The organism is Streptomyces sp. NPDC001717 (assembly GCF_042892775.1).
In the GTDB taxonomy this organism is placed as follows: domain Bacteria; phylum Actinomycetota; class Actinomycetes; order Streptomycetales; family Streptomycetaceae; genus Streptomyces.
The window spans coordinates 135,539-161,893 of sequence record NZ_JBIAUK010000014.1 but is presented as its reverse complement, the minus strand read 5'-3'; the positions used below and the strand labels follow the sequence as shown (position 1 = coordinate 161,893).

19 protein-coding genes and 1 pseudogene are annotated in these 26,355 nt (G+C 71.3%); 6 read left to right on the top strand and 14 right to left on the bottom strand.

The window, feature by feature from the left end:
• Positions 1 to 12 precede the first annotated feature (12 nt).
• The 4 genes from ACFYZL_RS23085 to ACFYZL_RS23070 all read right to left on the bottom strand — a co-directional run bounded on the left by ACFYZL_RS23085 (position 13) and on the right by ACFYZL_RS23070 (position 7,877).
• A complete protein-coding gene (locus tag ACFYZL_RS23085) occupies positions 13 to 1,965 on the bottom strand; it encodes an acyl-CoA dehydrogenase family protein (protein ID WP_388681319.1) in 1,953 nt (650 codons plus the stop codon).
• A gap of 178 nt (positions 1,966 to 2,143) precedes the next feature.
• Positions 2,144 to 3,589 (bottom strand): aldehyde dehydrogenase family protein, encoded by a 1,446-nt coding sequence (locus ACFYZL_RS23080; RefSeq protein ID WP_384746459.1) that lies wholly within the window; start codon positions 3,587 to 3,589, stop codon positions 2,144 to 2,146.
• 189 nt (positions 3,590 to 3,778) lie between these two features.
• Positions 3,779 to 5,359 carry a PucR family transcriptional regulator gene (locus ACFYZL_RS23075; protein ID WP_388681316.1) on the bottom strand — a complete coding sequence of 527 codons (1,581 nt, stop codon included), beginning with the start codon at positions 5,357 to 5,359 and terminating at the stop codon, positions 3,779 to 3,781.
• Between the two features lie 148 nt (positions 5,360 to 5,507).
• The gene (locus ACFYZL_RS23070; RefSeq protein WP_388681313.1) at positions 5,508 to 7,877 is read right to left on the bottom strand and encodes an ATP/GTP-binding protein; all 2,370 of its coding nucleotides are present in this window, start codon (positions 7,875 to 7,877) and stop codon (positions 5,508 to 5,510) included.
• A gap of 236 nt (positions 7,878 to 8,113) precedes the next feature.
• Between ACFYZL_RS23070 and gabT the strand changes: the two genes are divergently transcribed.
• A complete protein-coding gene (gene gabT, locus ACFYZL_RS23065) occupies positions 8,114 to 9,460 on the top strand; it encodes a 4-aminobutyrate--2-oxoglutarate transaminase (protein WP_384746456.1) in 1,347 nt (448 codons plus the stop codon).
• A 394-nt stretch (positions 9,461 to 9,854) separates the two neighbouring features.
• Entirely contained in the window at positions 9,855 to 10,382 is a 528-nt protein-coding gene (locus ACFYZL_RS23060; RefSeq protein ID WP_388681310.1) for a phosphatase PAP2 family protein, read from the top strand.
• Here ACFYZL_RS23060 and ACFYZL_RS23055 read toward each other — a convergent pair.
• The 8 genes from ACFYZL_RS23055 to ACFYZL_RS23020 all read right to left on the bottom strand — a co-directional run bounded on the left by ACFYZL_RS23055 (position 10,348) and on the right by ACFYZL_RS23020 (position 20,087).
• Entirely contained in the window at positions 10,348 to 12,138 is a 1,791-nt protein-coding gene (locus tag ACFYZL_RS23055) for a chitinase (protein WP_388681362.1), read from the bottom strand. The two genes, ACFYZL_RS23060 and ACFYZL_RS23055, sit on opposite strands and share 35 nt — an antisense overlap.
• An 82-nt stretch (positions 12,139 to 12,220) precedes the next feature.
• Positions 12,221 to 12,685: a hypothetical protein gene (locus tag ACFYZL_RS23050; protein ID WP_384746454.1), complete on the bottom strand. Its 465-nt coding sequence runs from the start codon at positions 12,683 to 12,685 to the stop codon at positions 12,221 to 12,223.
• A 177-nt stretch (positions 12,686 to 12,862) separates the two neighbouring features.
• The gene (locus tag ACFYZL_RS23045) at positions 12,863 to 14,281 is read right to left on the bottom strand and encodes an NAD(P)/FAD-dependent oxidoreductase (RefSeq protein WP_384746453.1); all 1,419 of its coding nucleotides are present in this window, start codon (positions 14,279 to 14,281) and stop codon (positions 12,863 to 12,865) included.
• 23 nt (positions 14,282 to 14,304) lie between these two features.
• Entirely contained in the window at positions 14,305 to 15,114 is an 810-nt protein-coding gene (locus ACFYZL_RS23040) for an ABC transporter permease (protein WP_388681307.1), read from the bottom strand.
• A complete protein-coding gene (locus ACFYZL_RS23035) occupies positions 15,114 to 16,052 on the bottom strand; it encodes an ABC transporter permease (protein ID WP_384746451.1) in 939 nt (312 codons plus the stop codon). The genes ACFYZL_RS23040 and ACFYZL_RS23035 overlap by 1 nt, the downstream gene beginning before the upstream one ends.
• Positions 16,049 to 17,197, bottom strand: coding sequence for an ABC transporter ATP-binding protein (locus ACFYZL_RS23030; RefSeq protein ID WP_384746450.1), 1,149 nt, complete (start codon positions 17,195 to 17,197; stop codon positions 16,049 to 16,051). The genes ACFYZL_RS23035 and ACFYZL_RS23030 overlap by 4 nt, the downstream gene beginning before the upstream one ends.
• Positions 17,198 to 17,273: 76 nt before the next feature.
• On the bottom strand, positions 17,274 to 18,524 hold the full coding sequence (locus ACFYZL_RS23025) for a spermidine/putrescine ABC transporter substrate-binding protein (protein WP_384746449.1): 1,251 nt from the start codon (positions 18,522 to 18,524) through the stop codon (positions 17,274 to 17,276).
• 48 nt (positions 18,525 to 18,572) lie between these two features.
• On the bottom strand, positions 18,573 to 20,087 hold the full coding sequence (locus tag ACFYZL_RS23020; RefSeq protein ID WP_384746466.1) for a gamma-aminobutyraldehyde dehydrogenase: 1,515 nt from the start codon (positions 20,085 to 20,087) through the stop codon (positions 18,573 to 18,575).
• 194 nt (positions 20,088 to 20,281) lie between these two features.
• Here ACFYZL_RS23020 and ACFYZL_RS23015 point away from each other — a divergent pair, with 194 nt between their 5' ends.
• The 3 genes and pseudogenes from ACFYZL_RS23015 to ACFYZL_RS23005 all read left to right on the top strand — a co-directional run bounded on the left by ACFYZL_RS23015 (position 20,282) and on the right by ACFYZL_RS23005 (position 24,008).
• Positions 20,282 to 20,872 (top strand): NADAR family protein, encoded by a 591-nt coding sequence (locus ACFYZL_RS23015; RefSeq protein ID WP_388681302.1) that lies wholly within the window; start codon positions 20,282 to 20,284, stop codon positions 20,870 to 20,872.
• Between the two features lie 689 nt (positions 20,873 to 21,561).
• Complete coding sequence (locus ACFYZL_RS23010; protein ID WP_388681299.1) at positions 21,562 to 23,148, top strand: TROVE domain-containing protein; 1,587 nt, start codon at positions 21,562 to 21,564, stop codon at positions 23,146 to 23,148.
• Between the two features lie 39 nt (positions 23,149 to 23,187).
• A pseudogene (locus ACFYZL_RS23005) lies at positions 23,188 to 24,008 on the top strand (IS5 family transposase).
• Here the strand turns inward: ACFYZL_RS23005 and ACFYZL_RS23000 are convergent.
• Both ACFYZL_RS23000 and ACFYZL_RS22995 read right to left on the bottom strand, forming a co-directional pair.
• Entirely contained in the window at positions 23,998 to 24,354 is a 357-nt protein-coding gene (locus tag ACFYZL_RS23000; RefSeq protein WP_388681297.1) for a hypothetical protein, read from the bottom strand. The pseudogene ACFYZL_RS23005 and the gene ACFYZL_RS23000 overlap by 11 nt on opposite strands.
• Positions 24,355 to 24,516: 162 nt before the next feature.
• On the bottom strand, positions 24,517 to 25,206 hold the full coding sequence (locus ACFYZL_RS22995) for a DUF4190 domain-containing protein (protein ID WP_384746446.1): 690 nt from the start codon (positions 25,204 to 25,206) through the stop codon (positions 24,517 to 24,519).
• Between the two features lie 109 nt (positions 25,207 to 25,315).
• Here ACFYZL_RS22995 and ACFYZL_RS22990 point away from each other — a divergent pair, with 109 nt between their 5' ends.
• The gene (locus ACFYZL_RS22990) at positions 25,316 to 26,341 is read left to right on the top strand and encodes an adenosine deaminase (protein ID WP_384746445.1); all 1,026 of its coding nucleotides are present in this window, start codon (positions 25,316 to 25,318) and stop codon (positions 26,339 to 26,341) included.
• Positions 26,342 to 26,355: the final 14 nt, after the last annotated feature.

Below are 26,355 nucleotides of genomic sequence, written 5' to 3'. Positions count from 1 at the left end.
ACGGGCCGGGAGTCAGCGGATGGGGCGGTGGACGTTCGGGTGGGTGGAGGGGCCGGGGGTGGCGTCCGCGATCCAGGGGCCGTCGCCGGAGGGGTCGATGATCCCTTCTTCGAGCCAGGCGTAGGTGCCGGTCAGGACGCCGGCGACGACCTTGCGGTCGAGGTCGTCTGTGTTGGACCAGAGGCGGCCGAAGAGTTCCTCGACGCGGAGCCGGGACTGCTCGCAGAAGGCGTCGGCGAGCTGGTAGGCCTCGCGGCCGTGGTCTCCGGTGGCGCGCAGGTGCTCGGCGCGGACGCAGGCCGCGCTCATCGCGAAGAGTTCGGCGCCGATGTCGACGACGCGGCCGAGGAAGCCCTGTTTGGTCTCCATGCGGCCCTGCCAGCGGGACATCGCGTAGAAGGTGGAGCGGGCGAGTTTGCGGGCGCCACGTTCGACGTAGCGCAGGTGGGTGGCGAGGTCGGGGTGGCCTGCGGGGTGGAAGGCGCGGTACGTGCCGGGGACCTGGCCGGCGCCGGTGGCGAGCCTGGGCAGCCAGCGGGCGTAGAACCCGGCGGCGCGGGCGCCCGCCTTCGCCTTGTCGCCGAGCGCCTTCTCGGGGTCGATGAGGTCGCCGGCCACCGACAGGTGGGCGTCGACGGCCTCGCGGGCGATCAGCAGGTGCATGATCTCCGTCGAGCCCTCGAAGATCCGGTTGATGCGCAGGTCGCGGAGCATCTGTTCGGCCGGTACGGCCCGCTCCCCGCGGGCGGCCAGGGATTCCGCGGTCTCGAAGCCGCGGCCGCCGCGGATCTGGACGAGTTCGTCGGCCATCAGGCAGGCCATCTCGGAGCCGTAGAGCTTGGCGAGGGCGGCCTCGATGCGGATGTCGTTGCGGTCCTCGTCCGCCATCTGGGAGGCGAGGTCGACGACAGCTTCCAGGGCGAAGGTGGTCGCGGCGATGAAGGAGATCTTGGCGCCGACGGCCTCGTGCTCCGCGACGGGGCGGCCCCACTGCTCGCGCACTCCGGCCCACTCGCGGGCGATCTTCAGGCACCACTTGCCGGCGCCGACGCACATGGCCGGCAGCGAGAGCCGGCCGGTGTTCAGGGTGGTCAGGGCGATCTTGAGGCCGGCGCCCTCGGCTCCGATGCGCTGGTCGGCGGGGACCCGCACCCGGTGGAAGCGGGTGACGCCGTTCTCCAGGCCGCGCAGGCCCATGAAGGCGTTGCGGTGTTCGACGGTGATGCCGGGCGAGTCGGCCTCGACGACGAAGGCGGTGATGCCGCCGCGGTGGTTCTCGCTCTTCGGCACCCGGGCCATCACGACGAGGAGGTCGGCGACGACCCCGTTGGTCGTCCACAGCTTCACGCCGTCGAGCACGTACGCGTCGTCCCCGTCGGGCACGGCCGTGGTGGCCAGCCGGGCCGGGTCGGAGCCGACGTCCGGTTCGGTGAGCAGGAAGGCGCTGATGGCGGTGGTGGCGCAGCGCGGGAGGTAGGCGTCCTTCTGGGCCTGCGTGCCGAACATCTTCAGCGGCTGGGGCACGCCGATCGACTGGTGGGCGGAGAGCAGGGCGCCGATGGCGGGGCTGACGGAGCCGACGAGGGCGAGGGCCTTGTTGTAGTAGACCTGGGTCAGGCCGAGGCCGCCGTACTTGGGGTCGATCTTCATGCCGAGTGCGCCGAGCTCCTTGAGCGCGCGCACGGTCTCGTCGGGGATCTTCGCCTCGCGCTCGATGCGCGCCCCGTCGATGGAGGTCTCGCAGAAATCCCGCAGCCGGGCCAGGAAGGCCTCGCCGCGCCGGACGTCCTCGTCGGCGGGGAGCGGGTGGGGATGGATCAGGTCGAGGCGGAACCGCCCCAGGAAGAGCTCCTTGGCGAAGCTGGGCTTGCGCCAGTCCTGTTCCCGGGCCGCTTCCGCGACCTGCCGTGCCTCGCGCTCGGTCACCTTGGGCGTTACGGGACGTGCGGGCTGTGTTGCGGACATGAGCGGGCTCACCTCGCCGCGGGAGTCGGGTGGAACCGGCCTACCGGCCGGTACTACCTGTCAGACGTACCCGTTTCACGGCGCGGGGAAAATCCCGGCTGGGCCGGGTGGATGAAAAGGAGACGGCCGGAGCCCCCGCACAGTAGGCTCCGGCCGTCGGCTCAGTGGCCGTACGAGATCAGATGTCGAGGCCGGTCAGGACCAGGACTCGCTCGTACGTGTAGTCGTCCATCGCGTAGCGGACGCCCTCGCGGCCCACACCGGACTGCTTGACGCCGCCGTACGGCATCTGGTCGGCGCGGTAGGACGGCGCGTCGCCGACGATCACACCGCCGACCTCGAGCTCGCGGTGGGCGCGGAACGCGGTCTGGACGTTGCGGGTGAAGACGCCGGTCTGCAGGCCGAACTTCGAGTCGTTGACGGCGGCGAAGGCCTCGTCGGTGTTCTCGACCTTCAGCAGGGTCAGGACCGGGCCGAAGACCTCTTCGGTGGCGAGCTTGACGCCGTCCGGGACGTGGGCCAGGACGGTGGGCTCGAACGAGGCACCCTCGCGCTTGCCGCCGGTGAGGAGCTTGGCGCCCGCGGAGACGGCCTCGTCGACCCAGGACTCGACACGCTTGGCGGCGTCCTCGGAGACGAGGGGGCCGACGTCGGTGGCGTCGTCGTTCGGGTCGCCGGTGACCTGCGCCTGGACCTTCGCGACGACCTTCTCCACGAGGCGGTCGTAGACGGAGGCGTCGGCGATCACGCGCTGCACGGAGATGCAGGACTGGCCGGCCTGGTAGTTCGAGAAGGTCGCGATACGGGTCGCGGCCCAGTCGAGGTCCTCCTCGGAGGACCAGTCGTCCAGGACGACGGCCGCGGCGTTGCCGCCGAGCTCCAGCGTGCAGTGCTTGTGGGGCACCGACTGCTGGATGGCGTAACCGACGGTGTCGGAACCGGTGAAGGAGATGACGGGCAGGCGCTCGTCCTTCACCAGGGCCGGCATCTTGTCGTTCGCGACCGGCAGGACCGACCAGGAGCCGGCCGGGAGGTCGGTCTCGGCGAGCAGCTCACCCAGGATCAGGCCGGAGAGCGGCGTGGCCGGGGCGGGCTTGAGGATGATCGGAGCGCCGACGGCGATGGCGGGGGCCACCTTGTGGGCGCACAGGTTCAGCGGGAAGTTGAACGGCGCGATGCCGAGGACCGGACCCTTGACGAAGCGGCGGGTCAGGGCGAGACGGCCGACGCCACCGGCGTCGGTGTCGAGGCGCTGGGCCTCTCCGCCGTTGAAGCGGCGGGCCTCTTCGGCGGCGAAGCGGAACACGGACACCGCACGGCCGACCTCACCGCGGGCCCACTTGATGGGCTTGCCGTTCTCGGCGGAGATCAGCTGGGCGATCTCCTCGGTGCGCTCGACGAGCCGCTTGGACACGTGGTCCAGGGCGGCGGCCCGTACGTGGGCGGGGGTCGCGGAGAACTCCGCCGTCACGGCGTACGCCGCGGCCACGGCCTCTTCGACCTGCGCGTCGGTGGGCACGCTGACGGTGCCGACGAGGCGTCCGTCCCACGGGGAGTGGACGTCGAAGCTGTCCTCGCCGGTGGCCTGGCGGCCGGCGAGCCAGAAGGCGTGGGTGGAAGTCATGCGAATCCCGGCCCTTCGGAGTGTGCGGTGGGTCCTTGTCCCCTCCACCGTAGGACTCCGGCGGGGATTCGGCGTTTATCCGGGGTGTAGTACCTGGTGTCGGGGGCGCGCCGGTTTGTCACTGTCCCGGGCGGCCCGGCCTGTGCGGGCCCTGCCGGTGCGGCTCCCGCGAGGGGGCCGCGCCGGCCTTTACGAGGGGGTCGAGCTGGCCTTGAGGGCGAGCCACAGCTCCATGCGTACGTCCGGGTCTTCCAGGGAGCGGCCGAGGATCTCCTCGACGCGCTTCATCCGGTAGCGCAGGGTGTGCCGGTGGACGCCGAGGTCGGCGGCGGCCGCGTCCCACTGGCCGTGCCGGGACAGCCAGGCCTGCAGGGAGGCCACCAGGTCGCCCCGGCCCGTCGCGTCGTGATCCTTCAGGGCCCGCAGCGTGCCCTCGGCGAAGGCGCGTACGGCGTCGTCGGCGAGCAGCGGCAGGACCGAACCCGCCGCCATGTCCTCGTGCTCGACCATCGGCCGGCCGCGCCTGCGGGCCACGGCGAGGGCCTGGTCGGCCTGTTTCAGGGCGGCCGCCACGGTGCCGGGTCCGGCCGGTGCGGACAGGCCGACCACCAGTTCGTCGGGCTCCGGGCCGTTCGTGTCCCGGCCGCGCCTGGCCTCCAGTGCCTCCGCGTGGTCCACGCACGCCTGTACGGCCGAACCGGCGTCGGCGGCCAGCACCACGAGTCGGCCCGGCTCGGGCACCACCAGCAGCGCCTCGCCGGTACGGGCGGCCGCGGACTCGACGGCGTCCGTCAGCAGGGCCAGGCCTTCGGGCTGGGCCGTGCCGGGGAGCGCCGGTTCGGCCACGATCAGCCGGAAGGGCGCCTCCAGGAGGACCCCGTACAGGTCCCCGGCCACGGACCGGGCGTGCTCCGCCTCGCCCGCCAGCAGCATCCGCAGCACCGCCGCGCCCAGCCGGGACTCGGCGTCGTGCAGGGAGCGGGAGCGTTCGGTGGTGAGGGTGAGCAGGGCGACGGCGGAGTGCACCGCGTACCGCTCGGCCGTGCCCAGCGGGGCGGCGGTGCCGACGGCCAGCGCACCGCGGGCCCGCCGCCCGGTGCCGAGCGACTGGAGCTCGACCCGGTCCTCGGCGCCGCCCACCACCGCGCTGGCGGGCGCGGGCCGGTCGCGCAGCCGCTCCACGTCGGGGGTCAGCCGGGCGGCGCGGCGGGCCGCCCAGTCGGGGGCCGCGGCGACGACGGCGCCCGAGGTGTCGTAGAGCGCGGCCCACCCGTGCACGTGCGCCGCCAGCTTGCCGAGCAGTTCGGCGGGGCCCTCGGCGGAGAGCGCGGCCCGCGTCAGCTCCCGCTGCGCCTCGAAACCGGCGGTGACGGCCCGGTACTGGTCCGCCGCGAGGGCCGCGGAGACGGCCTTGCTGATCGCGAGGAAGGGGGTCTTGCGCGGCACCTCCAGCAGCGGCATCTCCTCGGCCCGCGCGGCCTCGACCAGGGCTTCGGGGATCGCCTCGTAGTTGACCCCGATCGCGAAGCCGATGCCGACGACTCCGGCGGCGGCGAGGCGCCGCACGTAGCGGAGCATCTCCTCGGGATCCTCCGCGTCCAGCTTCATCGCGGTGATCAGCAGCAGCTCCCCGCCCTCCATGTAGGGGACGGGGTCGGCGAGCTCGCTGACGTGGGCCCAGCGCACGGGGGTGTCGAGGCGGCTCTGCCCCGCCCGGACGCCGAGCTTGAGCGCCGAGTGCTGGACGAGTGAGGCGAGGGTGAGCGGCATCGGTTACCAGGAGCCTTAGCGGGAGGGGTCGGCGGAGGGGAGGGCGGAACGGAGGCCTACAGGCCACCAGAACGACCGCAGGGCTTTTCGCCGTGGCGTATGAACGGCTCCCCTCGATTCTGCCACCTCGTATGGGTCCGGGTGTGGTTCAGGCCGATCCGGCCAGCCGTACCAGCAGCGGCGCCGCCCGCTCCCCGCGGACCGAGGTCAGCGACAGCACGGCGGACCCCGGGGGCACGGCGTGCGCGAGGTCGGACGCGGACCAGCGTTCGCGCTCGACCTGGCGCACGGTCACCGCGTCGGTGGTGACAGCCTTGCCCGTGACGAGCTTGCGGAAGGTGTGGATGGCCCGGGTCAGCGGCTGGTCGGCGAAGACGGTGCGGTGGGTGACGTCGCGGGTCTCGACCCACTCGGTGCCCCAGGCCTCGGCGAACCGCCGGCCGTCCCAGGTGGTGACCCCGGAGAAGGCCATCCGGCAGCCGACCGCCCCGAGCAGCGGAATGCGCAGGGCCTCCGGTACGTCGTCCAGCGTGCGCAGCGTGAGCAGCACTCCGGCGTTGGCGGAGCGCAGCCGCTGTACGCCGCGCACGGTCTCCGGGGTCAGGGTGTGGGAGGCGTCGTCCAGCGCGAGCAGGGCGAAGAGGGAGCGGTCGGTGCGGGCCGCCGCGGCGGCGTTGAACTGGGCGAGCAGCAGCCGGGCCAGCATCCGGGAGGCGTCGGCGTGCGCACGCTCGGGCAGGTCGACCCGGACCCGGATCGGGTGTTCCAGGGCGCGCAGGGAGAAGGGCCGCCCCTGCCCGGTGGTGTCGAAGAAACCGGCGAAGGCGGGCCGGTCCAGCAGGGCCACCCGGTCGGCGAGGGCCGGCCCGGGGTCGCCGTGGGCCCCGTACTGCCGCTCCCGCGCGTCGAGGTCGCGGAGCATGGCGTGCGCCCCCGCGTCCCCGGCGTCCTCCAGGGCGCGGCGCAGCCCGTCGAGGGCCGGGCGCGCCTGGTCGAGCAGCCCGCGCAGCTCGGGCACGGAGGGGAAGCGCCCGTACGCCGTCCGGAAGGGCCCGAGGAGCTGCGCGAGGGCGGTCGCGGCGCGGCGCACGTCGATGCCGGGGACGTCTCCGACGAAGCCCTCCGCGAGCAGGGTGGCGGCCTCGTCGGGGTCGGTGGTGCCGCCGTAGAGGTCGAGGTCGTAGACGGATTCGGGGTCGCCGACGCGGACGACGACGTCGTAGGCGGCGTCGGGCCCGAGCTGCGCGCCGGCCGCCCCGACGGCGACGACGGCCGCCTGCCCGGCGAGCGCCTGCAGCGCGAGCGACTCGACGACGGGCCGCACGAGGCGGCCCGTCTTGCCGGCCCCGGAGGGCCCGACGGCGAGGAGGGATGTGCCGAGCACCGCGGGATCGAGGGCGAGGCCGGTGCCGCGGCGGGCGTAGGGGTTGCGCGGCTCGTCCTCGACGGTGCCGAGGCGCACCTGCCGCACCAGCAGATCGTGCCGCGCGGCCCTGACGGGCAGGTCCCGCGCCCCGGAAGGGTGCCCACAGGCGGCGGCGCCCTTGTCCCGCACGGCATCGGCGAAGGCCCGCAGCCGGCTGGGATCGGCTTGCACGGACTCCCAGGCCCGGCCGATGCGGGCGTAGTCCACGTCGTTCATCCGCCCGGCCCTGATCTCGGCCTCCAGCCTCTCGGCCGTCTCGACCAGCCCCGCGGCGCGCACTTCCGCCCAGGTGGCCGGGTCCGTGCTCCGCCCCGACTGCGCGGCCGCCCGTGCGGCCGCGGCTTCCGCCCGAGTGGCTCGGCCCCGGCCGGACCAGTCGGCGAGCCGCACGAAGAACACGATGACCGGCAGGTAGATGAGGGCGTAGAGGAGCCACTGGACGACCGCCGAGGTGACTCGACCCATCTCCGAGTACGGCAGGTGCCCGAAGGCGAGGTCCTCGGCCCTTACGAGATGGGTCCTGAAGACCATCACCACGAACAGCGCGCCGAGCGCCGCGCCGAGCGCCGCGGCCGGCCGTCCGCGGTCCGCCACCACGCGCTCGAAGGCGGTCCGCCAGTTGCCCAGTCGGGCGAAGCCGTAGACGAGGCCACCCGTGAGGATCAGCTCGTAGACCTCCATCGCGATGAGGCCCCGATCGTCGACCGGCAGGTTGTCGAGACCGCCCCACCAGTCTCCGGGTGTGAAGAGCACCAGCAGGAAGGACGAGTAGGGAACGGCTCCGTACATCGTGAGCCGCCACACGAGGACGCAGCCGAGGAAGGCCAGGATCGCGCGATTGCGGAGCTGGCGGACGTCCACTGCCTCACGTGCGGCACCCCGAGTCGGACCGGTCCTCCACACGCCCGGGTCGGTGCCCGCACGAGGAGCGGACAACCACTGCTCGAACGTCGGCCCTTGGGCCGGCGCGTGCGCGGGGGGCGGCGGTACGGGCGGCTTCGGGGGAGCACCCGCGGGTGCGGGCGGGGCCGCCGGCCTGGGGACGTGGCCCGGGTGGGTCGTCCGTCCGTCGTGCGTGCCCTCGGTGTCCATGAACCCCTGCCCCCTGCCAGTTCCGGTGCTGCGCCGCTCAATCTAGTGCCCGGCCCGCGCCTTCGGCCCGTACCCGGTCATGATCCACAAGACACGCCGCACATCCCTCCTATGGCCGCCACGGACAAGGACACGCGGGCACCACTCCCGAACGGAGCATGCAGGACCCCCTCCCCCGGGCCTAGCCTGCGGACAAAGACACAAGTGCGTCCGAAATCACCCCCAGGGAGCTCCCTATGACCGCTGTCCCGCAGGAGCGCAAGCTCGTCACCGCGATCCCCGGCCCCAAGTCGCAGGAGCTGCAGGCCCGCCGCCTTGAGACCGTGGCCGGCGGCGTGGGCTCCGTGCTCCCCGTCTTCACGGCCCGCGCGGGCGGCGGCATCATCGAGGACGTCGACGGCAACCGCCTGATCGACTTCGGCTCCGGCATCGCCGTGACCTCCGTCGGCGCCTCCGCCGAGGCCGTCGTGCGCCGCGCCTCCGCGCAGCTCGCCGACTTCACCCACACCTGCTTCATGGTCACCCCGTACGAGGGCTACGTCGAGGTCTGCGAGGCGCTGGCCGAGCTGACCCCCGGCACCCACGCCAAGAAGTCGGCGCTGTTCAACTCCGGCGCCGAGGCCGTCGAGAACGCCGTCAAGATCGCCCGTGCGTACACCAAGCGCCAGGCCGTCGTCGTCTTCGACCACGGTTACCACGGCCGTACGAACCTCACGATGGCGCTGACCTCGAAGAACATGCCGTACAAGCAGGGCTTCGGACCGTTCGCCCCCGAGGTCTACCGCGTCCCGGTCGCCTACGGCTACCGCTGGCCCACCGGTGCCGAGAACTGTGGCCCCGAGGCCGCCGCCATGGCGATCGACAACATCACCAAGCAGATCGGCGCCGAGAACGTCGCCGCGATCATCATCGAGCCGGTCCTCGGCGAGGGCGGCTTCATCGAGCCGGCCAAGGGCTTCCTCCCGGCGATCGTGAAGTTCGCCAACGAGAACGGCATCGTCTTCGTCGCCGACGAGATCCAGTCCGGCTTCTGCCGCACCGGCCAGTGGTTCGCGTGTGAGGACGAGGGCATCGTCCCCGACCTGATCACCACCGCCAAGGGCATCGCGGGCGGTCTGCCGCTCGCCGCGGTGACCGGCCGCGCCGAGATCATGGACTCCGCCCACGCGGGTGGCCTGGGCGGCACCTACGGCGGCAACCCGGTGGCGTGCGCCGGTGCGCTCGGCTCCATCGAGACCATGAAGGAGCTCGACCTCAACGCCGCGGCGAAGAAGATCGAGTCCGTCATGAAGTCCCGCCTGGCCGCGATGCAGGAGAAGTACGACATCATCGGCGACATCCGCGGCCGCGGCGCCATGATCGCGATCGAGCTCGTGAAGGACCCGGTCTCCAAGACCCCGTTCCCGGAGGCGGCCGGCGCGCTCGCCAAGGCCTGCCACGCCGAGGGCCTGCTCGTCCTCACCTGCGGCACCTACGGCAACGTGCTCCGCTTCCTGCCGCCGATCGTGATCGGCGAGGACCTGCTGAACGAGGGCCTGGACCTCATCGAGGCCGCGTTCGCCGGCATCGGCACGGAGATCTGATCGAACGTCTAGAACGTCCGATCGCAGCGCCCGCCCGGTACCCGCGGTAACGGTCGGGCGCTGTGAAGAAGCTGTGGGGGGCCGATGGCAAGAGCGCGTTCGTGCTGTCGGTCCCCTTTCCTCTGCCGTACGGTTTCTGCAGATGAGTGAGACACCCCGCTCCCGGGAAATCGGGGGCGAAACCAGTACCGGGCTTCCCCAGCGCCGCACTGGGCATGCGTTCGCGCACACTCCTCGCCGATCGGACAGCCGTCCGCCCCAAACCCCCCGGGGCGTACGGCAACCCGATCCGGGCGGCCGTCCCGGAACCACCCCCCCTGTTCCGGGACGGCCGGCCATTCTCCCGGCGCTCTGCGCCGGCCTCCTCGGCCTCTTCGCCCTGATCACCTGGCAAGTGCTCGCGTCGGGCCCGCTGCTGACCCCGGATCACGCGCTCAGTCGCGCCCTGGTGCGCACCCTCCCGGACCCGCTGACCGAGCGCCTCGCGGACCTGGGCAACATCCCGGTCGCCGTGCCCGTCCTCGTACTGGCCATGGTCTACGCGGCCCGGCGCGGCCGGTACCTCGCCGCGGGCGCCGCCGGCCTGGCGATGGCCCTGGTGCCGGCCCTGGTCATCCCGCTGAAGGAGTGGACCGCCCGGCCGGGTCCCCTGGAGCCCTGGGCCGCCGGCTACTACCCCTCCGGCCACACCGCCACCGCCGCCGTCGCCTACTTCGGGGCGGCCGTGCTGCTGCGCCCCCACACCCGCCGGGCCTGGCCGACGGCCGTCGCCCTCGTGTTGACGGGGGCGACGGCCGCGGGTCTCGTCGTACGGGGCTGGCACTGGCCGTTGGACGTGGTGGCCAGCCTCCTGCTGTGCGCGCCCCTGGTGCTCTGGGTGCGGTGGGTCAGCCGCCGAAGTACGCGTCGAAGTTCCGGCTGAACTCCCCGCCCCCGAAGCGGTCCCAGTTGATGGACCAGGTCATCAGGCCGCGCAGGGCGGGCCAGGTGCCGTGGGTCTGGTAGCCGCCGCAGTTCGTCTTCTTCGTCAGGCAGTCCAGGGCCTTGTCCACCTCGGCGGGCGAGGTGTGCCCGTTGCCCGCGTTGGGCGTGGCCGGCAGGCCGATGGCGACCTGGTCCGGGCGCAGCGGCGGGAACACGCGGGCGGTGTTGCCGGCCACCGGGAAGCCGGTGAGCAGCATGTCGGTCATGGCGATGTGGAAGTCCGCGCCGCCCATGGAGTGGTACTGGCCGTCGAGGCCCATGATCGAGCCCGAGTTGTAGTCCTGGACGTGCAACAGGGTGAGGTCGTCGCGCAGGGCGTGGATGACCGGCAGGTAGGCGCCGGCCCGCGGGTCCTGGCCGCCCCAGGGGCCCGAGCCGTAGTACTGGTATCCCAGCTGGACGAAGAAGGTCTCGGGGGCCATGGTCAGGACGAAGCCGGGGCCGTACCTGGCCTTCAGGGTCTTCACGGCCGAGATCAGGTTGACGATTCCGGGGGTGGTGGGGGCCCTGAAGTCGGTGTCCCCGGTGGCCAGGGAGAGCGAGTGGCCCTCGAAGTCGATGTCGAGGCCGTCGAGGCCGTACTCGTCGATGATCTTCGAGACGGAGGAGACGAAGGCGTCGCGGGCGGCGGTGGTCCCGAGCTGGACCTGGCCGTTCTGGCCGCCGATGGAGATGAGCACCTTCTTGCCCGCCGCCTGCTTGGCCTTGACGGCCGCCTTGAACTCGGCCTCCGACTCCACGTTCGGGCATTCGGTGACCGGGCAGCGGCGGAAGCGTATGTCGCCGGAGGTCACCGAGGTGGGTTCGCCGAAGGCGAGGTCGATGACGTCCCAGGAGTCGGGTACGTCGGCCATCCGGACGTACCCGGAACCGTTGGCGAAGCTCGCGTGCAGGTAGCCGACGAGCGCGTGCGCGGGGAGCCCGCCACCGCCACCGCCGCCGCTCGTGGTGGTCGCGGAGACGGGGGCGCTCTTCGGGGACTCGCCCGCCGCGTTCACCGCGCCGACCTGGAAGGTGTACGTGGTGGAGGCGGCGAGGCCGGTGACCGTCGCCGAGGTGGTGGTGACGGACAGGGGCGCGGCGCCGTCCCGGTGGACGGTGTACGAGGTGGCTCCGGGCACGGCCGTCCATGACAGGGCGATCGCGCTCGACGAGCCGGCGGAGGCGGTCAGGCCGGTGGGGGCGGCCGGGGGCTTGGTCTCGCCGGTGCCGCCGGGGTCGGGTCCGACGAGGGTGAGGTCGTCGGTGAAGTGGGCCGGCTGGCCGTACCAGCCGTGGGTGTAGACCGTCACGGAGGTGGTCGACGGTCCGGTGCGGAAGGTGGTCGTCACCTGCTTCCAGGCACCCGGGGTCTGGGTCCAGGTGGAGACGTCGGTGGTGCCGGTGCCGCTCGCGCCGAGGTAGACGTAGGCGCCCTGCACCCAGGCGGTCAGCGTGTACGCCGAGTCGGGCTTGACGGTGACGGTCTGGGAGCAGCGGGCGTTGTCCTGGCCGGCCGGAGTGGCCCGAAGGGCCGAACCGCCGCCGTGGACGGGTGTGGTGACGACGGCTCCGCTGCCCGCCGAGCAGCTCCAGCCGTCGAGGCCGGTCTCGAAGCCGCCGTTGCGTACCAGGTCGGCGTCGGCCGCCGCGGCGGGCGGCCCGGCGGCGAGGAAGCCGGCCACGGCGAGCGCGGCGGCTCCGAGGAAGGACATGGCTCTGCGCACAACTGCCTCCGGGGCGTGGGGGGATGGAGGGGGTCAGCGGCGCCCAAGATGGTCCAGACCAATACCCTTGTCAAGACTTCCGGCCCTCCTTCGTGAGCACGCGTGCGGCCGCCTCGTGCATCGCGAGCTCCAGCACCGCCGTGTCGGTGAGGGTCCCCTCGCCGTCCGGGACCACCAGCCAGCGCACCCCGCCCGTGGCCCGACCGGGGTACGGGACCACGATCCAGGTCCCGCGCCCCGCTCCCCGTACGCCCGTACCGAGCCAGCGGGAGGTCGTGCCCGGGGGCACGAAGAAGCCCAGCCGCGAGTCGCCGAAATCGGCGAGCACCGGGCCGGGCCGGTCGAGGAGCGTCTTCAGTACGTCGAGGGTGGCGCGCCCCAGCTCCCCGGGCAGGATCAGCACGTCCCAGCGCCGGCCGGCGGGCAGCAGCGTCACCCCGAGGGGGTGGCGCTCCCACTCGGACCGGCAGGCCTCCGGGTCGGGTGCCACCGACGCCAGCCATTCCACCGCCGTCTTGGTCTCCGGGATCGTCATCGCCCGGCCTCCGTTCCCTGTTGGTGAGGTCCTCACCAGGGGAGAGCGGGGCCGGGCGCGACTATGACGCGGGTTCGGGCAACCCGTGGCGGTGAACCGGGTCACAGGGCGAAGGAACGGTAGGCCCGGGTCGTACGCCGGGGTGGGACGCCCCGGCGTACGCGCGTCCTCGGGGCCTCAGCTGTCGAAGCCGAGCCCGAAGCGGTCCAGCGTCCTCAGCCAGAGGTTGCGTCGCCCGCCCCGGGCGTCCGCACGGGCCAGCGACCACTTGGTGAGGGTGATCCCGGTCCACGCGAAGGGCTCGGGCGGGAACGGCATCGGCTTGGAGCGGACCATCTCCAGACGGGTCCGCTCGGTGGGGACGCCGTCCAGCAGGTCCAGCATCACGTCCGCGCCGAAGCGGGTGGCGCCCACCCCGAGCCCGGTGTAGCCGGCGGCGTAGGCGACCTTTCCGGAGTGCGCGGTGCCGAAGAAGGCGGAGAAGCGCGAGCAGGTGTCGATCGCACCGCCCCAGGCGTGGCTGAACTTCAGCCCCTCCAGCTGCGGGAAGGCGGTGAAGAAGTGCTCCGCGAGCTTGAGGTAGGTCTCCGGGCGGTGGTCGTACTCGGAGTCGAGCTTCCCCCGGTAGGGGTAGATCGCGTCGTAGCCGCCCCACAGGATCCGGTTGTCCCGGGTGATCCGGAAGTAGTGGAACTGGTTGGCGCTGTCGCCGAGGCCCTGGCGGTTCTTCCAGCCGATGGAGGCCAGCTGCTCCTCGGTCAGCGGCTCGGTCATCAGCGCGTAGTCGTAGACCGGGACGGTGAACGGGCGGATCCGCTTGACCAGCGACGGGAAGATGTTGGTGCCCAGGGCGACCCGGCGCGCCAGGATCGTGCCGTACGGGGTCTGGACGGTCATCCCCTTGCCGGCCGAGGCCATCTTCAGGCCGGGGGTGTTCTCGTAGATCCGCACGCCGAGGTCCAGGCAGGCCTGCTTGAGGCCCCAGGCGAGCTTCGCCGGGTTGAGCATGGCGACGCCGTCGCGGTCCCAGACGCCCGCGAGGAAGGTCGGGGAGTTCAGCTCCGCGCGCACCGCGTCCTGGTCGAGGAACTCCGAGGTGCCGGACAGACCGGCGGCCTCGGCCTCCCGGTGCAGCTCCTTGAGCTCCTCGACCTGGTGCGGCTCGGTGGCCACGTCGATCTCGCCCGTGCGCTCGAAGTCGCAGTCGATGCCGTAGCGGGCGACCGCCTCCTCGATGGCGTCGAGGTTGCGCGCGCCCATCTCCTCCAGCTTGGCGAGCTCGCCGGGCCAGCGGGCGAGCCCGTTGGCGAGGCCGTGGGTGAGGGAGGCCGCGCAGAAACCGCCGTTGCGGCCGGAGGCGGCCCAGCCCGCCTCCTTGCTCTCGATCAGGACGACGTCCCGCTCCGGGTCCCGCTCCTTGGCGAGGAGCGCGGTCCACAGGCCGCTGTAGCCGGCACCGATGACGAGGAGGTCGCACCGCTCGTCGGAGGTGAGAGCCGGCCGGGGGGCGGGCCTGCCGGGGTCGTCCAGCCAGTACGAGACCGGCTTCGCTTCGGAAAGGGATTTCGCAACACTACGCATGGCGACTGGGGCCATGTCTTCCAACTCCCTACGGGGTGTTACTTGGGCTGTGCCTTCTTGCGGCGGTTGCCGACCATCTGGCCGGCGAGGACCACCAGCACCGCGATGACGAACATCGCCGTGCCGATGACGTTGATCTGTACAGGCGTACCGCGCTGGGCCGATCCCCACACGAACATGGGGAAGGTGACGGTGTTGCCCGAGTTGAAATTGGTGATGATGAAGTCGTCGAACGAGAGCGCGAAGGAGAGCAGCGCGCCCGCCGCGATTCCGGGTGCGGCGATCGGCAGGGTGACCCGTACGAAGGTCTGCACCGGGCCCGCGTAGAGGTCGCGGGCGGCTTCCTCCAGGCGCGGGTCCATGGACAGCACGCGCGCCTTGACGGCGGCGACGACGAAGCTGAGGCAGAACATGATGTGGGCGATCAGGATCGTCCAGAAGCCCAGCTCGATGCCCATGTTCAGGAAGAGCGCGAGCAGCGAGGCCGCCATCACGATCTCCGGCATGGCCATGGGCAGGAAGATCAGCGAGTTGACCGCGCCGCGCGCCTTGAAGCGGTAGCGCACCATCGCGAAGGCGATCGCGGTGCCCAGTGCGGTCGCCACGATGGTGGACCACAGGGCGATCTGGAGCGAGAGCGAGAGCGAGCCGCACATGTCGGCGACCCCGCACGGGTCCTTCCAGGCGTCGAGCGAGAACTCCTGCCAGGCGTAGTTGAACCGTCCGGTGGGGTTGTTGAAGGAGAAGACGGTGACGACGACGTTCGGCAGGATCAGGTAGGCGAGCGTGCCGAGACCGGCGATGACCACGAGGTTGCGCCGCAGCCAGGTGAGTGGGTTCTTGCGCATCAGACCAGGTCCTCCGTCCCCGCACGGCGGATGTAGATGGTGACCATGATCAGCACGATGGCCATGAGGATGAAGGACAGCGCGGCCGCCGTCGGGTAGTCGAGGATCCGCAGGTACTGCGACTGGATGACGTTGCCGATCATGCGGGTGTCCGTGGAGCCGAGGAGTTCGGCGTTGACGTAGTCGCCGCTCGCCGGGATGAAGGTGAGCAGGGTCCCGGAGACCACGCCCGGCATGGAGAGCGGGAAGGTCACCTTGCGGAAGACCGTGGCCGGCTTCGCGTACAGGTCCCCGGCCGCCTCGTGGAGGCGGGTGTCGATGCGCTCCAGCGAGGAGTACAGCGGCAGGATCATGAAGGGGAGGAAGTTGTACGTCAGACCGCAGACCACCGCGAGCGGCGTGGCCAGCACCCGGTCGCCCTCGGTCATCCCGAGCCAGCTGGTGACGTCGAGGAAGCCGATCTTGTTGAGGACGCCGACCACCGGGCCGCCGTCGGCGAGGATCGTCTTCCAGGCCAGCGTGCGGATCAGGAAGCTGGTGAAGAACGGGGCGATGACCAGGACCAGCAGCAGGTTGCGCCGGCGACCCGCCCTGAAGGCGATCAGGTAGGCCAGCGGGTACCCGAGCAGCAGGCACAGCACGGTCGCCGTGCCGGCGTAGGCCAGGGAGCGCAGGAACTGCGGGTAGTACTCGGTGAAGGCGTCCCAGTAGGTCTGGAAGTGCCAGGTGACCCGGAAGCCCTCTTCGAGGGAGCCCGTCTGCACCGAGGTCGAGGCCTGGTAGACCATCGGAAGCACGAAGAAGACCAGCAGCCACAGGATGCCGGGGAGCAGCAGCCAGTACGGGACCAGCCGCTTGCGCACCGACGGCTTGTGCACCGGGGGTTCGGCCGAGGCGGGCGCCTGGGGCGGCGCCGTGTCGGTGGCGGGGGCGGTCACGCGCTCTCCTCGACGGTCTCGATGCCCGCGTCGATGTCCTGGTCGGCGTCCAGCCCGAAGGTGTGGTCCGGGTTCCAGTGGAGGACGACCTCGGCGCCGGGCACCAGGCGGGCGTCCCGCTCGATGTTCTGGACGTAGACCTCCAGCTCGGGGCAGACCTGGCTGTCGATCACGTACTGGGTGGAGACGCCGATGAAGGAGGTGGCGGCTATCCGGCCGGTGATCTTGTTGCGGCCGGCGCCTATGGTGTGCTCCTCGTCGGCGTGGACCAGGGAGATCTTCTCCGGGCGCACTCCGACCAGCAGCTTTCCACCGGCGCGCGGGGTCGTCGCGCAGCGGGCCGCGGGCAGCCGCAGCTTCGTACCGGAGGCGGAGACGGCGATGTCGGTTCCGGCGGACTCCACGGAGGCCTCGATGAGGTTGGAGGTGCCGAGGAAGTTGGCGACGAAGGTGGTGCCCGGGTTCTCGTAGAGCTCGGCGGGGGCGCCCAGCTGCTCGACGCGGCCGCCGTTCATCACGGCCACGGTGTCGGCCATGGTCATGGCCTCCTCCTGGTCGTGCGTGACGTGCACGAAGGTGATGCCGACCTCGGTCTGGATCCGCTTGAGCTCCAGCTGCATCTGGCGGCGCAGCTTGAGGTCGAGGGCGCCGAGGGGCTCGTCGAGGAGGAGTACCTGCGGGTGGTTGATCAGGGCGCGGGCGACGGCGACGCGCTGCTGCTGGCCGCCGGAGAGCTGGTGCGGCTTCTTGCGGGCGTGCTCGCCGAGCTGGACCAGGTCGATCATCTCGTCGACCTGCTTCTTGACCGACTTGATGCCGCGGCGGCGCAGGCCGAAGGCGATGTTCTCGAAGATGTCCATGTGCGGGAAGAGCGCGTAGCTCTGGAAGACCGTGTTCACCGGGCGCTTGTACGGCGGCAGGTCCGTGACCTCGCGGTCGCCGAGGTGGACGGTGCCGGTGGAGGGGTCCTCCAGGCCGGCGATCATGCGCAGGGTGGTCGTCTTGCCGCAGCCCGAGGCGCCGAGCAGGGCGAAGAAGGAGCCCTGGGGGATGGTGAGGTCCAGCGGCTGTACGGCCGTGAAGGAGCCGTAGTGCTTGCTGATCCCGGAGAGGCGGACGTCGCCGCCCTCGGTCTTGTCAGTCATGGATGGGTCCCGGGGTGGTGTGGTCGAGGGGTCGGAGGTGGGCCCGGCCGTCGAAGGGGCTCGGGGGGCCGGGCGCCTAGGCGCCGATGAGTTTGGCGAACTTCTCTTCGTACGCCGTCTCTTCCTCACTGGTGAGCGAGCGGAAGGCGTGCGCCTTGGCGGCCATCGCCTTGTCCGGGACGATCAGGGGGTTGTCCGCGAGCGCGGGATCGATCTTGGCGAGCTCGTCCTTGACGCCCTCGACCGGGCAGACGTAGCTGATGAAGGCGGCCAGCCGGGCCGCGACCTCGGGCTCGTAGTAGTAGTCGATGAGCTTCTCCGCGTTGCCCTTGTGCCTGGCCTGCGCGGGGACCAGGAGGTTGTCGCTGGAGGTGATGTAGCCGGGGGCCGGGATCGCGTACTGGATGTCCGGGTTGCCGGCCTGGAGCTGGATGACGTCGCCCGCCCAGGCGAGACAGGCCGCGAGGTCGCCCTTGTCGAGGTCCGCGGTGTAGTCGTTGCCCGTGAAGCGACGTATCTGCTTGGTGTCCACGCCCTTCTGGAGGCGTCCGATGGCGGCGTCGAAGTCCGCGTCGGTGAAGTTCGCCGGGTTCTTGCCCTGGTCGATCAGGGTCATGCCGACGGAGTCGCGCATCTCCGTGAGGAAGCCGACGCGGCCCTTGAGGGTGGGGTCGTCGAGCAGCTGGGTGACGGAGTCGACCTTCTTCCCGCCGGTGGCCTTCGTGTTGTAGGCGATGACGGTGTCGATGCCGGTCCAGGGGTAGCTGTGGGCGCGGCCCGGGTCCCAGTCCGGGTTGCGGAACTGCGGGATCAGGTTGGCGTACGCGTGGGGCAGGTGGGACGGGTCGAGCTTCTGCGCCCAGCCCAGGCGGATGATGCGCGCGGCGAGCCAGTCGGTGACGACGATCAGGTCGCGGCCGGTGTCCTGGCCGGCCGCGAGCTGGGGCTTGATCTTGCCGAAGAACTCGACGTTGTCGTTGATGTCCTCGGTGTACTTGACCTTGATCCCGGTCCGCTTGGTGAACTCTTCGAGGGTGGGACGGGACTTCTCGTCCTCGCTGGTGTCCATGTACTCGGTCCAGTTGGAGAAGTTGATCTCCTTCTCCTGGTTCGAGTGGTCGTCGGACGCCGCTGCCGCGTCCCCCTGGCGCTTGGCGGGCGGGATGCCACAGCCGGCCAGGGTGGACAGACCGCCGAGGGTGAGCGCGCCGACACCGGAGGCGCGCAGCAGCGAGCGGCGGGTGAGGGCGCCGCGCCCGCTGGTGAGGCTGCGTCGCATCGCGGCGAGTTGCGCCTCCGAGAGGCGGTCGGGCTCGAACTGCTCCATGCTCAATGCCCTTTCGGGAGGTGTACCGCTGGTCGGGCGGTGGGCGTGTTATCGGTCCCCGAAGATCGTGCGGTGCCAGTCCTTCGCGGCAACCGCGGTGTTGTCGAACATCACGTGCTTGACCTGCGTGTACTCCTCGAAGGAGTAGGCGGACATGTCCTTTCCGAATCCACTGGCCTTGTAGCCGCCGTGGGGCATCTCGCTGATGATCGGAATGTGGTCGTTGACCCAGACGCAGCCGGCCTGGATCTCCCGGGTGGCCCGGTTCGCCCGGTAGAGGTCACGACTCCAGGCGGAGGCGGCGAGCCCGTACGGGGTGTCGTTGGCCAGTGCGATGCCCTCGTCGTCGGTGTCGAAGGGCAGGACGACGAGGACCGGGCCGAAGATCTCGGACTGGACGACCTCGCTGTCCTGGGCGGCCCCGGTGATCAGGGTGGGCCGGTAGTACGCGCCCTCGGCCAACTCCCCACCGGGGATCTCGCCGCCGGTGACGACGGTGGCGTAGTCCCGGGCCCGCTCGACGAAACCGGCGACGCGGTCGCGCTGGGCGTGGGAGACCAGCGGGCCGAGGTCGGTGCCGGCGTCGAAGGGGTCGCCGAGGCGTACGGTCTCCATCAGCTCGGCGACGCGGGCGACGAAGGCGTCGTGCAGCGGCCGCTGGACGTAGGCGCGGGTGGCCGCCGTGCAGTCCTGGCCGGTGTTGATGAGGGAGGCGGCGACGGCGCCGTTGGCGGCTGCCTCCACGTCCGCGTCGTCGAAGACCACGAAGGGCGCCTTGCCGCCGAGCTCCAGGTGGAGCCGCTTGACGGTGGCGGTGGCGACCTCGGCGACCCGCTTGCCGACCGCGGTGGAGCCGGTGAAGGAGGTCATGACGACGTCCGGGTGGCCGACCAGGTGCTCACCGGCCGTGCGGCCGGCGCCCGTGACGATGTTGATCACGCCGTCGGGCAGGCCCGCTTCCTTGGCCGCCTGCGCGAACATCAGCGAGGTCAGCGGGGTGAGCTCGGCCGGCTTGAGCACGATGGTGTTGCCGGCCGCGATCGCCGGGAGGATCTTCCAGGCGGCCATCTGGAGCGGGTAGTTCCAGGGCGCGATGGAGCCGACGACCCCGATGGCCTCGCGGCGTACGTAGGAGGTGTGGTCGCCCGAGTACTCCCCCGCCGCCTGCCCCTGGAGGTGACGGGCGGCGCCCGCGAAGAAGGCGGTGTTGTCGATGGTGCCCGGCACGTCGAACTCCGTGGACAGCCTGATCGGCTTGCCGCACTGGAGGGACTCGGCGTACGCGAAGTCCTCGGCCTGCTCGGCCAGGACGGCGGCCAGCCGGTGCAGCGCGTCCGAGCGCTCGCCGGGGGTGGCGCCGGACCAGGCCGGGAAGGCCCGCTTGGCGGCGGCGACGGCCTCGTCGACGTCCGCGGTGCTCGCCAGCTCGTAGGTGAGGACCTCGTCGCCGGTGGCGGGATCGATCACGGTGTGTGACAGGCCGGATGTCCCGGCCCTCAGCTGTCCGTCGATGTACTGCGCGCCGTCTGCGAAGCGGTCTTTGACCTGGAAGCGGTTGCCCATCACGCTCTCACGCTCTCCGTAGCTACAGTTCGAGCTAAAGCCCGAATTGAGTGCCGATCCTGACAGAGGAGAACCACTCGGCCAAGTGATTCCGCTGTTGCCTTTTGATTACGCGACGGAATCGGTCGACCATGTGTCGAGGCGCGCCCGAAATCCCGTACGAAGTGTCAGTGGCGACTGTCAGACTCGCGTGCATGGAGATGATCGAGAAGCTGACGGAGCAGGTCAGCCGTGGTGAACGCGTCAAGTTCCTGCCGTTCTGGGGACACCGTCCGAGGCCCGACGGAACCCTCGGCCCGAGCTGCCTGAGCCAGTGGTGGCCGTCCGAGTTCACTGTGGGTGACGTCCGCTACGACACGGCGGAGCACTGGATGATGGCCGCGAAGGCCCGGCTGTTCGGGGACGCGGAAGCGGAGCGGGCGGCCCTGGAAGCACGCACCCCGGCCGAGGCGAAGAAGGCCGGGCGCCTCGTGCGCGGCTTCGACGACGCGATATGGGAGCGCGAGCGGTACGGGATCGTGGTGGAGGGCAGCGTGCACAAGTTCTCCTCCACGCCGGAGCTCACCGCTTTCCTGTTGGGCACGGGGAACCGGGTGCTGGTCGAGGCCAGCCCGCTGGACCGGATCTGGGGCATCGGGCTCGCGGCCGACGACGAGCGCGCCCTGGACCCGGCGCGCTGGCGGGGGCTGAACCTGCTCGGGTTCGCCCTGATGGAGGCCCGCGAGCGGATCGGATGGGGAGAGGGACCGGGCGGGACGCCGGGTGGGGGCCGGGGCGTGGTGTGACGGCTCGGCGCCGGGTCGCCGCCGTGATCATCAGGGACGGTTGCGTGCTGCTGGTGCGCGAGCGTGGTCCGGGCCCGGCGGGGCGGCACGACGGGCCGGAGTGCTGCACCCTGCCGGGCGGCGGCCCGGAGCCGGCGGCGGCGCTCCGCGGATGGTGGGGCTGATCCGGGTCCCGCTGTCGCGCGGCACGGACGGGGGGCGGTCATGGTGCCGACGCTGCTGCGTAATTGCGTGGTGGATCCCGACCCCGGCGCCTAACGTGAGTCCCGTCCAGGTGCGAAGGCGAGACCTACTTCGACTCATAATCGGGCGGCCGCGGGTTCGAGTCCCGTCACCGGCTTCGGCCGGTGTAGCTCAGCTGGTAGAGCACCATGTGGTTTCGCCGACCTTGTTCTCTGGACACCTACGTCACGCACCTCCCGGTGCGCGGGCTGCGGCTCCTTCTTTCGCAGAGAATCCCAAGCCGCCGCCACCTTGATCTCGGGAGGCACGCGTGGGGGACGTCCGGTGCGCAGGCGACGGTTACTTCCGGATCAACGGGTCGCGGGTTCGAATCCCGCCCGGCCACGGCCGGTAGCTCAGTTCGGTAGAGCAGTCGACACAGTCCGTCGCCGACTTCGATCTCGGGCGTCCCCCACGTCAGGCCTCCCCCGCTTTCCTCGCTCACTTTGAATTCGGGGGGATTCACCATGGCTCGTTTCAACCTGCGCGCACTCAAGGCAGCGCCCGCCGAGCCCACTTCGCCCGTACGCTCGACCCGCCACGCCCGCACCCACGAGGGCGGCCCCGGCTACGAACGCGATGCGCGCTCCGAGCTGTTCCTGCTCGCCGTCTCCAACTTCGTGACGCAGCGGACCTTCTACGAGAGCGGCGAGAACCGCGACGACCGCTTCGCCTCGCTCGTGCGCCGGCTCGCCGTCGAGGACCCCGCGTGGACCGCCGGCCTGCTGCGCTGGCTCCGCGGGGACGCGCACATGCGGACGGCCTCGCTCGTCGGCGCCGCCGAGTACGTCAAGGCGCGCCTCGACGCGGGCGCCGCCGACGGGCCCTCGAACCGCCGGGTCGTGGACTCCGTGCTGCAGCGCCCCGACGAGCCCGGCGAACTGCTCGCGTACTGGACGGCCACGCACGGGCGCAACGTGCCCAAGCCCGTCAAGCGCGGCATCGCCGACGCCGTGCGCCGGCTCTACTCCGCGACCTCCCTCCTGAAGTACGACACCGCGTCCAAGGGCTACCGCTTCGGTGACGTCCTCAACCTCGTGCACGCCTCCCCCGACCCGGCCAAGCCCTGGCAGGGAGAGCTGTTCCGGCACGCCCTCGACCGTCGGCACCACCCCGAGGACGCCCGGATCCCGGAGGGCAACCGCACCCTCGCGGCCCACCGGGCGCTGATGGAGCTGCCCGTCCCGGAGCGGCGCGATGTGGTGCTCTCCCCGGACGGCGCGGAGCGCCTCGCCGAGGCGGGCATGACCTGGGAGGCGCTCGCCGGATGGCTGCAGGGGCCGATGGACGCGGCCGCCTGGGAGGCGGTCATCCCCTCCATGGGTGCGATGGCGCTGCTGCGCAACCTGCGCAACTTCGACCACGCCGGGGTCTCGGACGAGGTGGCCGCGCGGGTCGCGGCGAAGATCTCCGACCCCGAGGTCGTCGCCCGGTCGCGGCAGTTCCCCTTCCGCTACCTGGCGGCCTACCGGCACGCGCCCTCGCTGCGTTGGGCGTATCCGCTGGAGCGGGCGCTGGGGCACTCGCTGGCCAACGTACCGGCGCTGACCGGCCGGACGCTGGTGCTCGTCGACCGGTCCGGGTCGATGTGGAGTCCGCTGTCCGACCGCTCCCAGCTCAACCGGGCGGACGCCGCCGCCGTCTTCGGCACAGCACTGGCGCTGCGGGCCGAGAACGCCGACCTGGTGCAGTTCGGCACGACGAGCGAGGCGGTCCCCCACACCCGGGGCGAGTCCGTGCTGAAGGTGCTGGAGCGGTTCGGGGACCTCGGCGGCACCGACACGGTCCGGGCCGTGAAGGAGCACTACCGGGGCCACGACCGGGTGCTGATCGTCACCGACGAGCAGGCCGCCTCGTACGGCCACGGCGGCGACCCGACCCGGGAGGTGCCCGACACGGTCCCGGTGTACACCTGGAACCTGGCCGGGTACCGGGTGGGTCACGCGCCCTCCGGTTCCGCGAACCGGCACGCCTTCGGCGGGCTCACCGACGGGGCGTTCCGCATGGTGTCCCTGATCGAGGCGGGCCGGGACGCCGACTGGCCGTGGGCTTAGACGTCGTTTCTTATGGCGTGATCGTTCGTTGGTCCGTGCATGACGGACTTGGTCGGGCGGCTGGTGCCGGACGAGTTGTGGATGCTGTTTCGGCGAGTGGTACCGCCGACAGAGGTCATACGCCCGCAGGGCGGCGGCCGGCGTAGGGCGGGTGACCGTGAAGCATTGGCCGCGATCATCTTCGTAGCCACCTCGGGCTGTACCTGGCGGCAGCTCCCGCCGGTGTTCGGTCCGAGCTGGCAGACCGTCTACCGACGCTTCGCCCACTGGAGCCGAGCCCGCGTATGGGCTCGGCTCCACCGCGTCATCCTCGACGAACTCGGCGCCTGCGGGGAACTGGACTGGTCGCGCTGCGCGATCGACTCCGTCAGCATGCGGGCTGCAAAAGGGGGCCTCTGACGGGACCGAATCCGACCGACCGTGGCAAGCCAGGATCGAAAATCCACCTGATCACTGACCGGAATGGGCTGCCGCTCTCGCTGGGCATCTCGGGTGCGAACATGCACGACAGCCTCGCTCTCGAACCGCTCGTGCGAGGCATCCCGCCGCTCCGGTCCCGACGCGGACCTCGTCGACGGCGCCCCCACAAGCTTGACGGAGACAAGGGCTATGACTACGACCACCTCCGTCGGTGGCTCCGCGAACGTGGCATCCGCCACCGCATCGCCCGCAAGGGAATCGAGTCCTCACAACGTCTCGGTCGCCACCGGTGGGTGGTCGAACGGACCGTGTCCTGACTCGCCGGTTGCCGTCGGCTCCACCGGCGATACGAGCGCAAGGCCGAGCACTTCCTCGCCTTCGTCGGCATAGCCGCAGCTCTCATCGGCTATCGCCGGTTGGCGACCCTTCTCAAGGCCTGAGCCGGTCCTGCTGCACGTCGAAACAGACCAGACCCATGGACTCCGCCACGGCTACCGCATAGGCCGATGCCTCCTCGGCCATGCTCCACCTCATCGGGAAGTAGATCAACGGACCACTCGCCTCGTCGATCAACGGGCCCGTCGACCAGGGCGAAGTGTCCTCCTCGTCCTCGGTGAGGTCGCACCACCGCTCAAGAAGCGCCGCGACGTATGCCGCTATGCGTTCGGACGGAGGCTCCTCGACCTCGCTGTCGATATAGCGGTCGTACAGGTCGCTGAAGACCCGGCCAGCGGACTTGTCATCCGCTGGCCTCTCGCCTTCCCACACAGCCAAGTCGTAGCTCATGCCCGGAGGCTCTCACAGGGCACTGACATACATCGTCGCCGGTCAACGGCACGGACCTCAGCCAAAGGAAACAACGTCTTAGAGGACCTGTCGTCGAACTCCCGTCGTCACCCGCGGGGCAGGCGGGAGTTCGACGACGGGCCCAGGCCGTGCCGGGTCGGCTCAGACCCTCTCGCGGTTCTGGGAGTTCGGGTACGGGCTGTCGTACCGGGTGTCGGGGAGCGGACCCTGGTCCATGATCGTCTTGATGCCCAGGACGAGTATCAGCCCGCCGAGCACGATGCCGATGGCGCCGAGGATGATGCCGGCCAGGGCCATCCCGCCGTTGTCGGCCTCGCCGCGGTTCGCCTTGCCCTTGCCCAGGGCGCCGAAGACGACGGCCGCGATGCCCGTGGCGACGGCCAGGATGCTGGTGACGCAGCCCACCACGGACAGGATGCCGAGGACGAGGCCGGTGGTGCCGAAGCCGTTGCTCTTCGGCACGCCGTAAGGCTGGTAGGCGGCGTAGCCCGGGTATCCGGCCTGGCCCGGATACCCGGGCTGGCCGGGGTACCCGTACGTCGGCCGGGCGGGGCCCGCACCGGGGTAGGCGTAGCCGTGGGCGTTCGGATCGGGCTGCGCCGGATAGCCGTACGCGGCGGACGCGGCGGGGGCGGGCCCGGACGCGGGGAACGCCGCGGGGGCCTGGGCCCCCGGCATCCCGACGACCGTTTGCTGTTCGTGCACCGACGGCGGACCCGACACGCCCGGAGCGCCCGACATCCCGTGCGTGTCCTGCGGCTTGGCCGGCCCCACGGGCGGCCGCTCCGGCGGAGCCCACGGGTCTCGCGGCTCGGGACTGTTCTCGGTCATGCGGAGCCCCCTCTCGTACAGCCATGCTAAGTGCTGCCACTGACGGTCACCGGTCTGCCTACGATGAACGCCGACCTGCCCGCACCAGCGTCTTTCCGGAGGCACCCCCATGACCGACCTGCACCCCTTCATCGCGGGGCTGCCCAAGGCGGAACTCCACGTCCACCACGTCGGCTCCGCGTCGCCGCGCATCGTCGCCGAGCTCGCCGCCCGACACCCCGACTCGAAGGTCCCCACCGACCCCGAGGCGCTCGCCGACTACTTCACCTTCACCGACTTCGCGCACTTCATCGACGTCTACCTGTCGGTCGTGGACCTGATCCGCACGCCCGAGGACGTCCGGCTGCTGACCTTCGAGGTCGCCCGCGACATGGCCCGGCAGAACATCCGCTACGCCGAGCTGACCATCACCCCGTACTCCTCCACCCGCCGCGGCATCGACCCGAAGGCCTTCATGGAGGCCATCGAGGACGCGCGCAAGGCCGCCGAGGCCGAACTCGGCGTCGTCCTGCGCTGGTGCTTCGACATCCCCGGCGAGGCCGGCCTGGAGTCCGCCGCCGAAACCGCCCGCCTCGCCCTCGACTTCCGCCCCGAGGGGCTGGTCTCCTTCGGCCTCGGCGGCCCCGAGATCGGCGTCCCGCGCCCGCAGTTCAAGCCGTACTTCGACGCCGCCCGCGCCGCCGGCCTGCACAGCGTGCCGCACGCCGGCGAGACCACCGGCCCCGAGACCATCTGGGACGCCATCCGCGAGCTGGGCGCCGAGCGCATCGGCCACGGCACCAGCGCCACCCAGGACCCGGAGCTCCTCGCGTACCTCGCCGAGCACCGCATCGCGCTGGAGGTCTGCCCGACCTCCAACATCGCCACGCGTGCCGTCGCGGACCTCGACCGGCACCCGGTCAAGGAGATGGTCGCGGCGGGCGTCCTCGTCACCATCAACAGCGACGACCCGCCGATGTTCGGCTCGGACCTCAACAACGAGTACGCGGTGGCCGCCCGCCTCCTCGACCTGGACGAGCGCGGGCTGGCCCGGCTCGCCAAGAACGCCGTCGAGGCCTCCTTCCTGGACGACGCCGGAAAGGCCGCGCTGAGCGAGGAGATCGACACGTACACCACCGCCTGGCTGGCGCGCTGACGCCCCGTCGACAA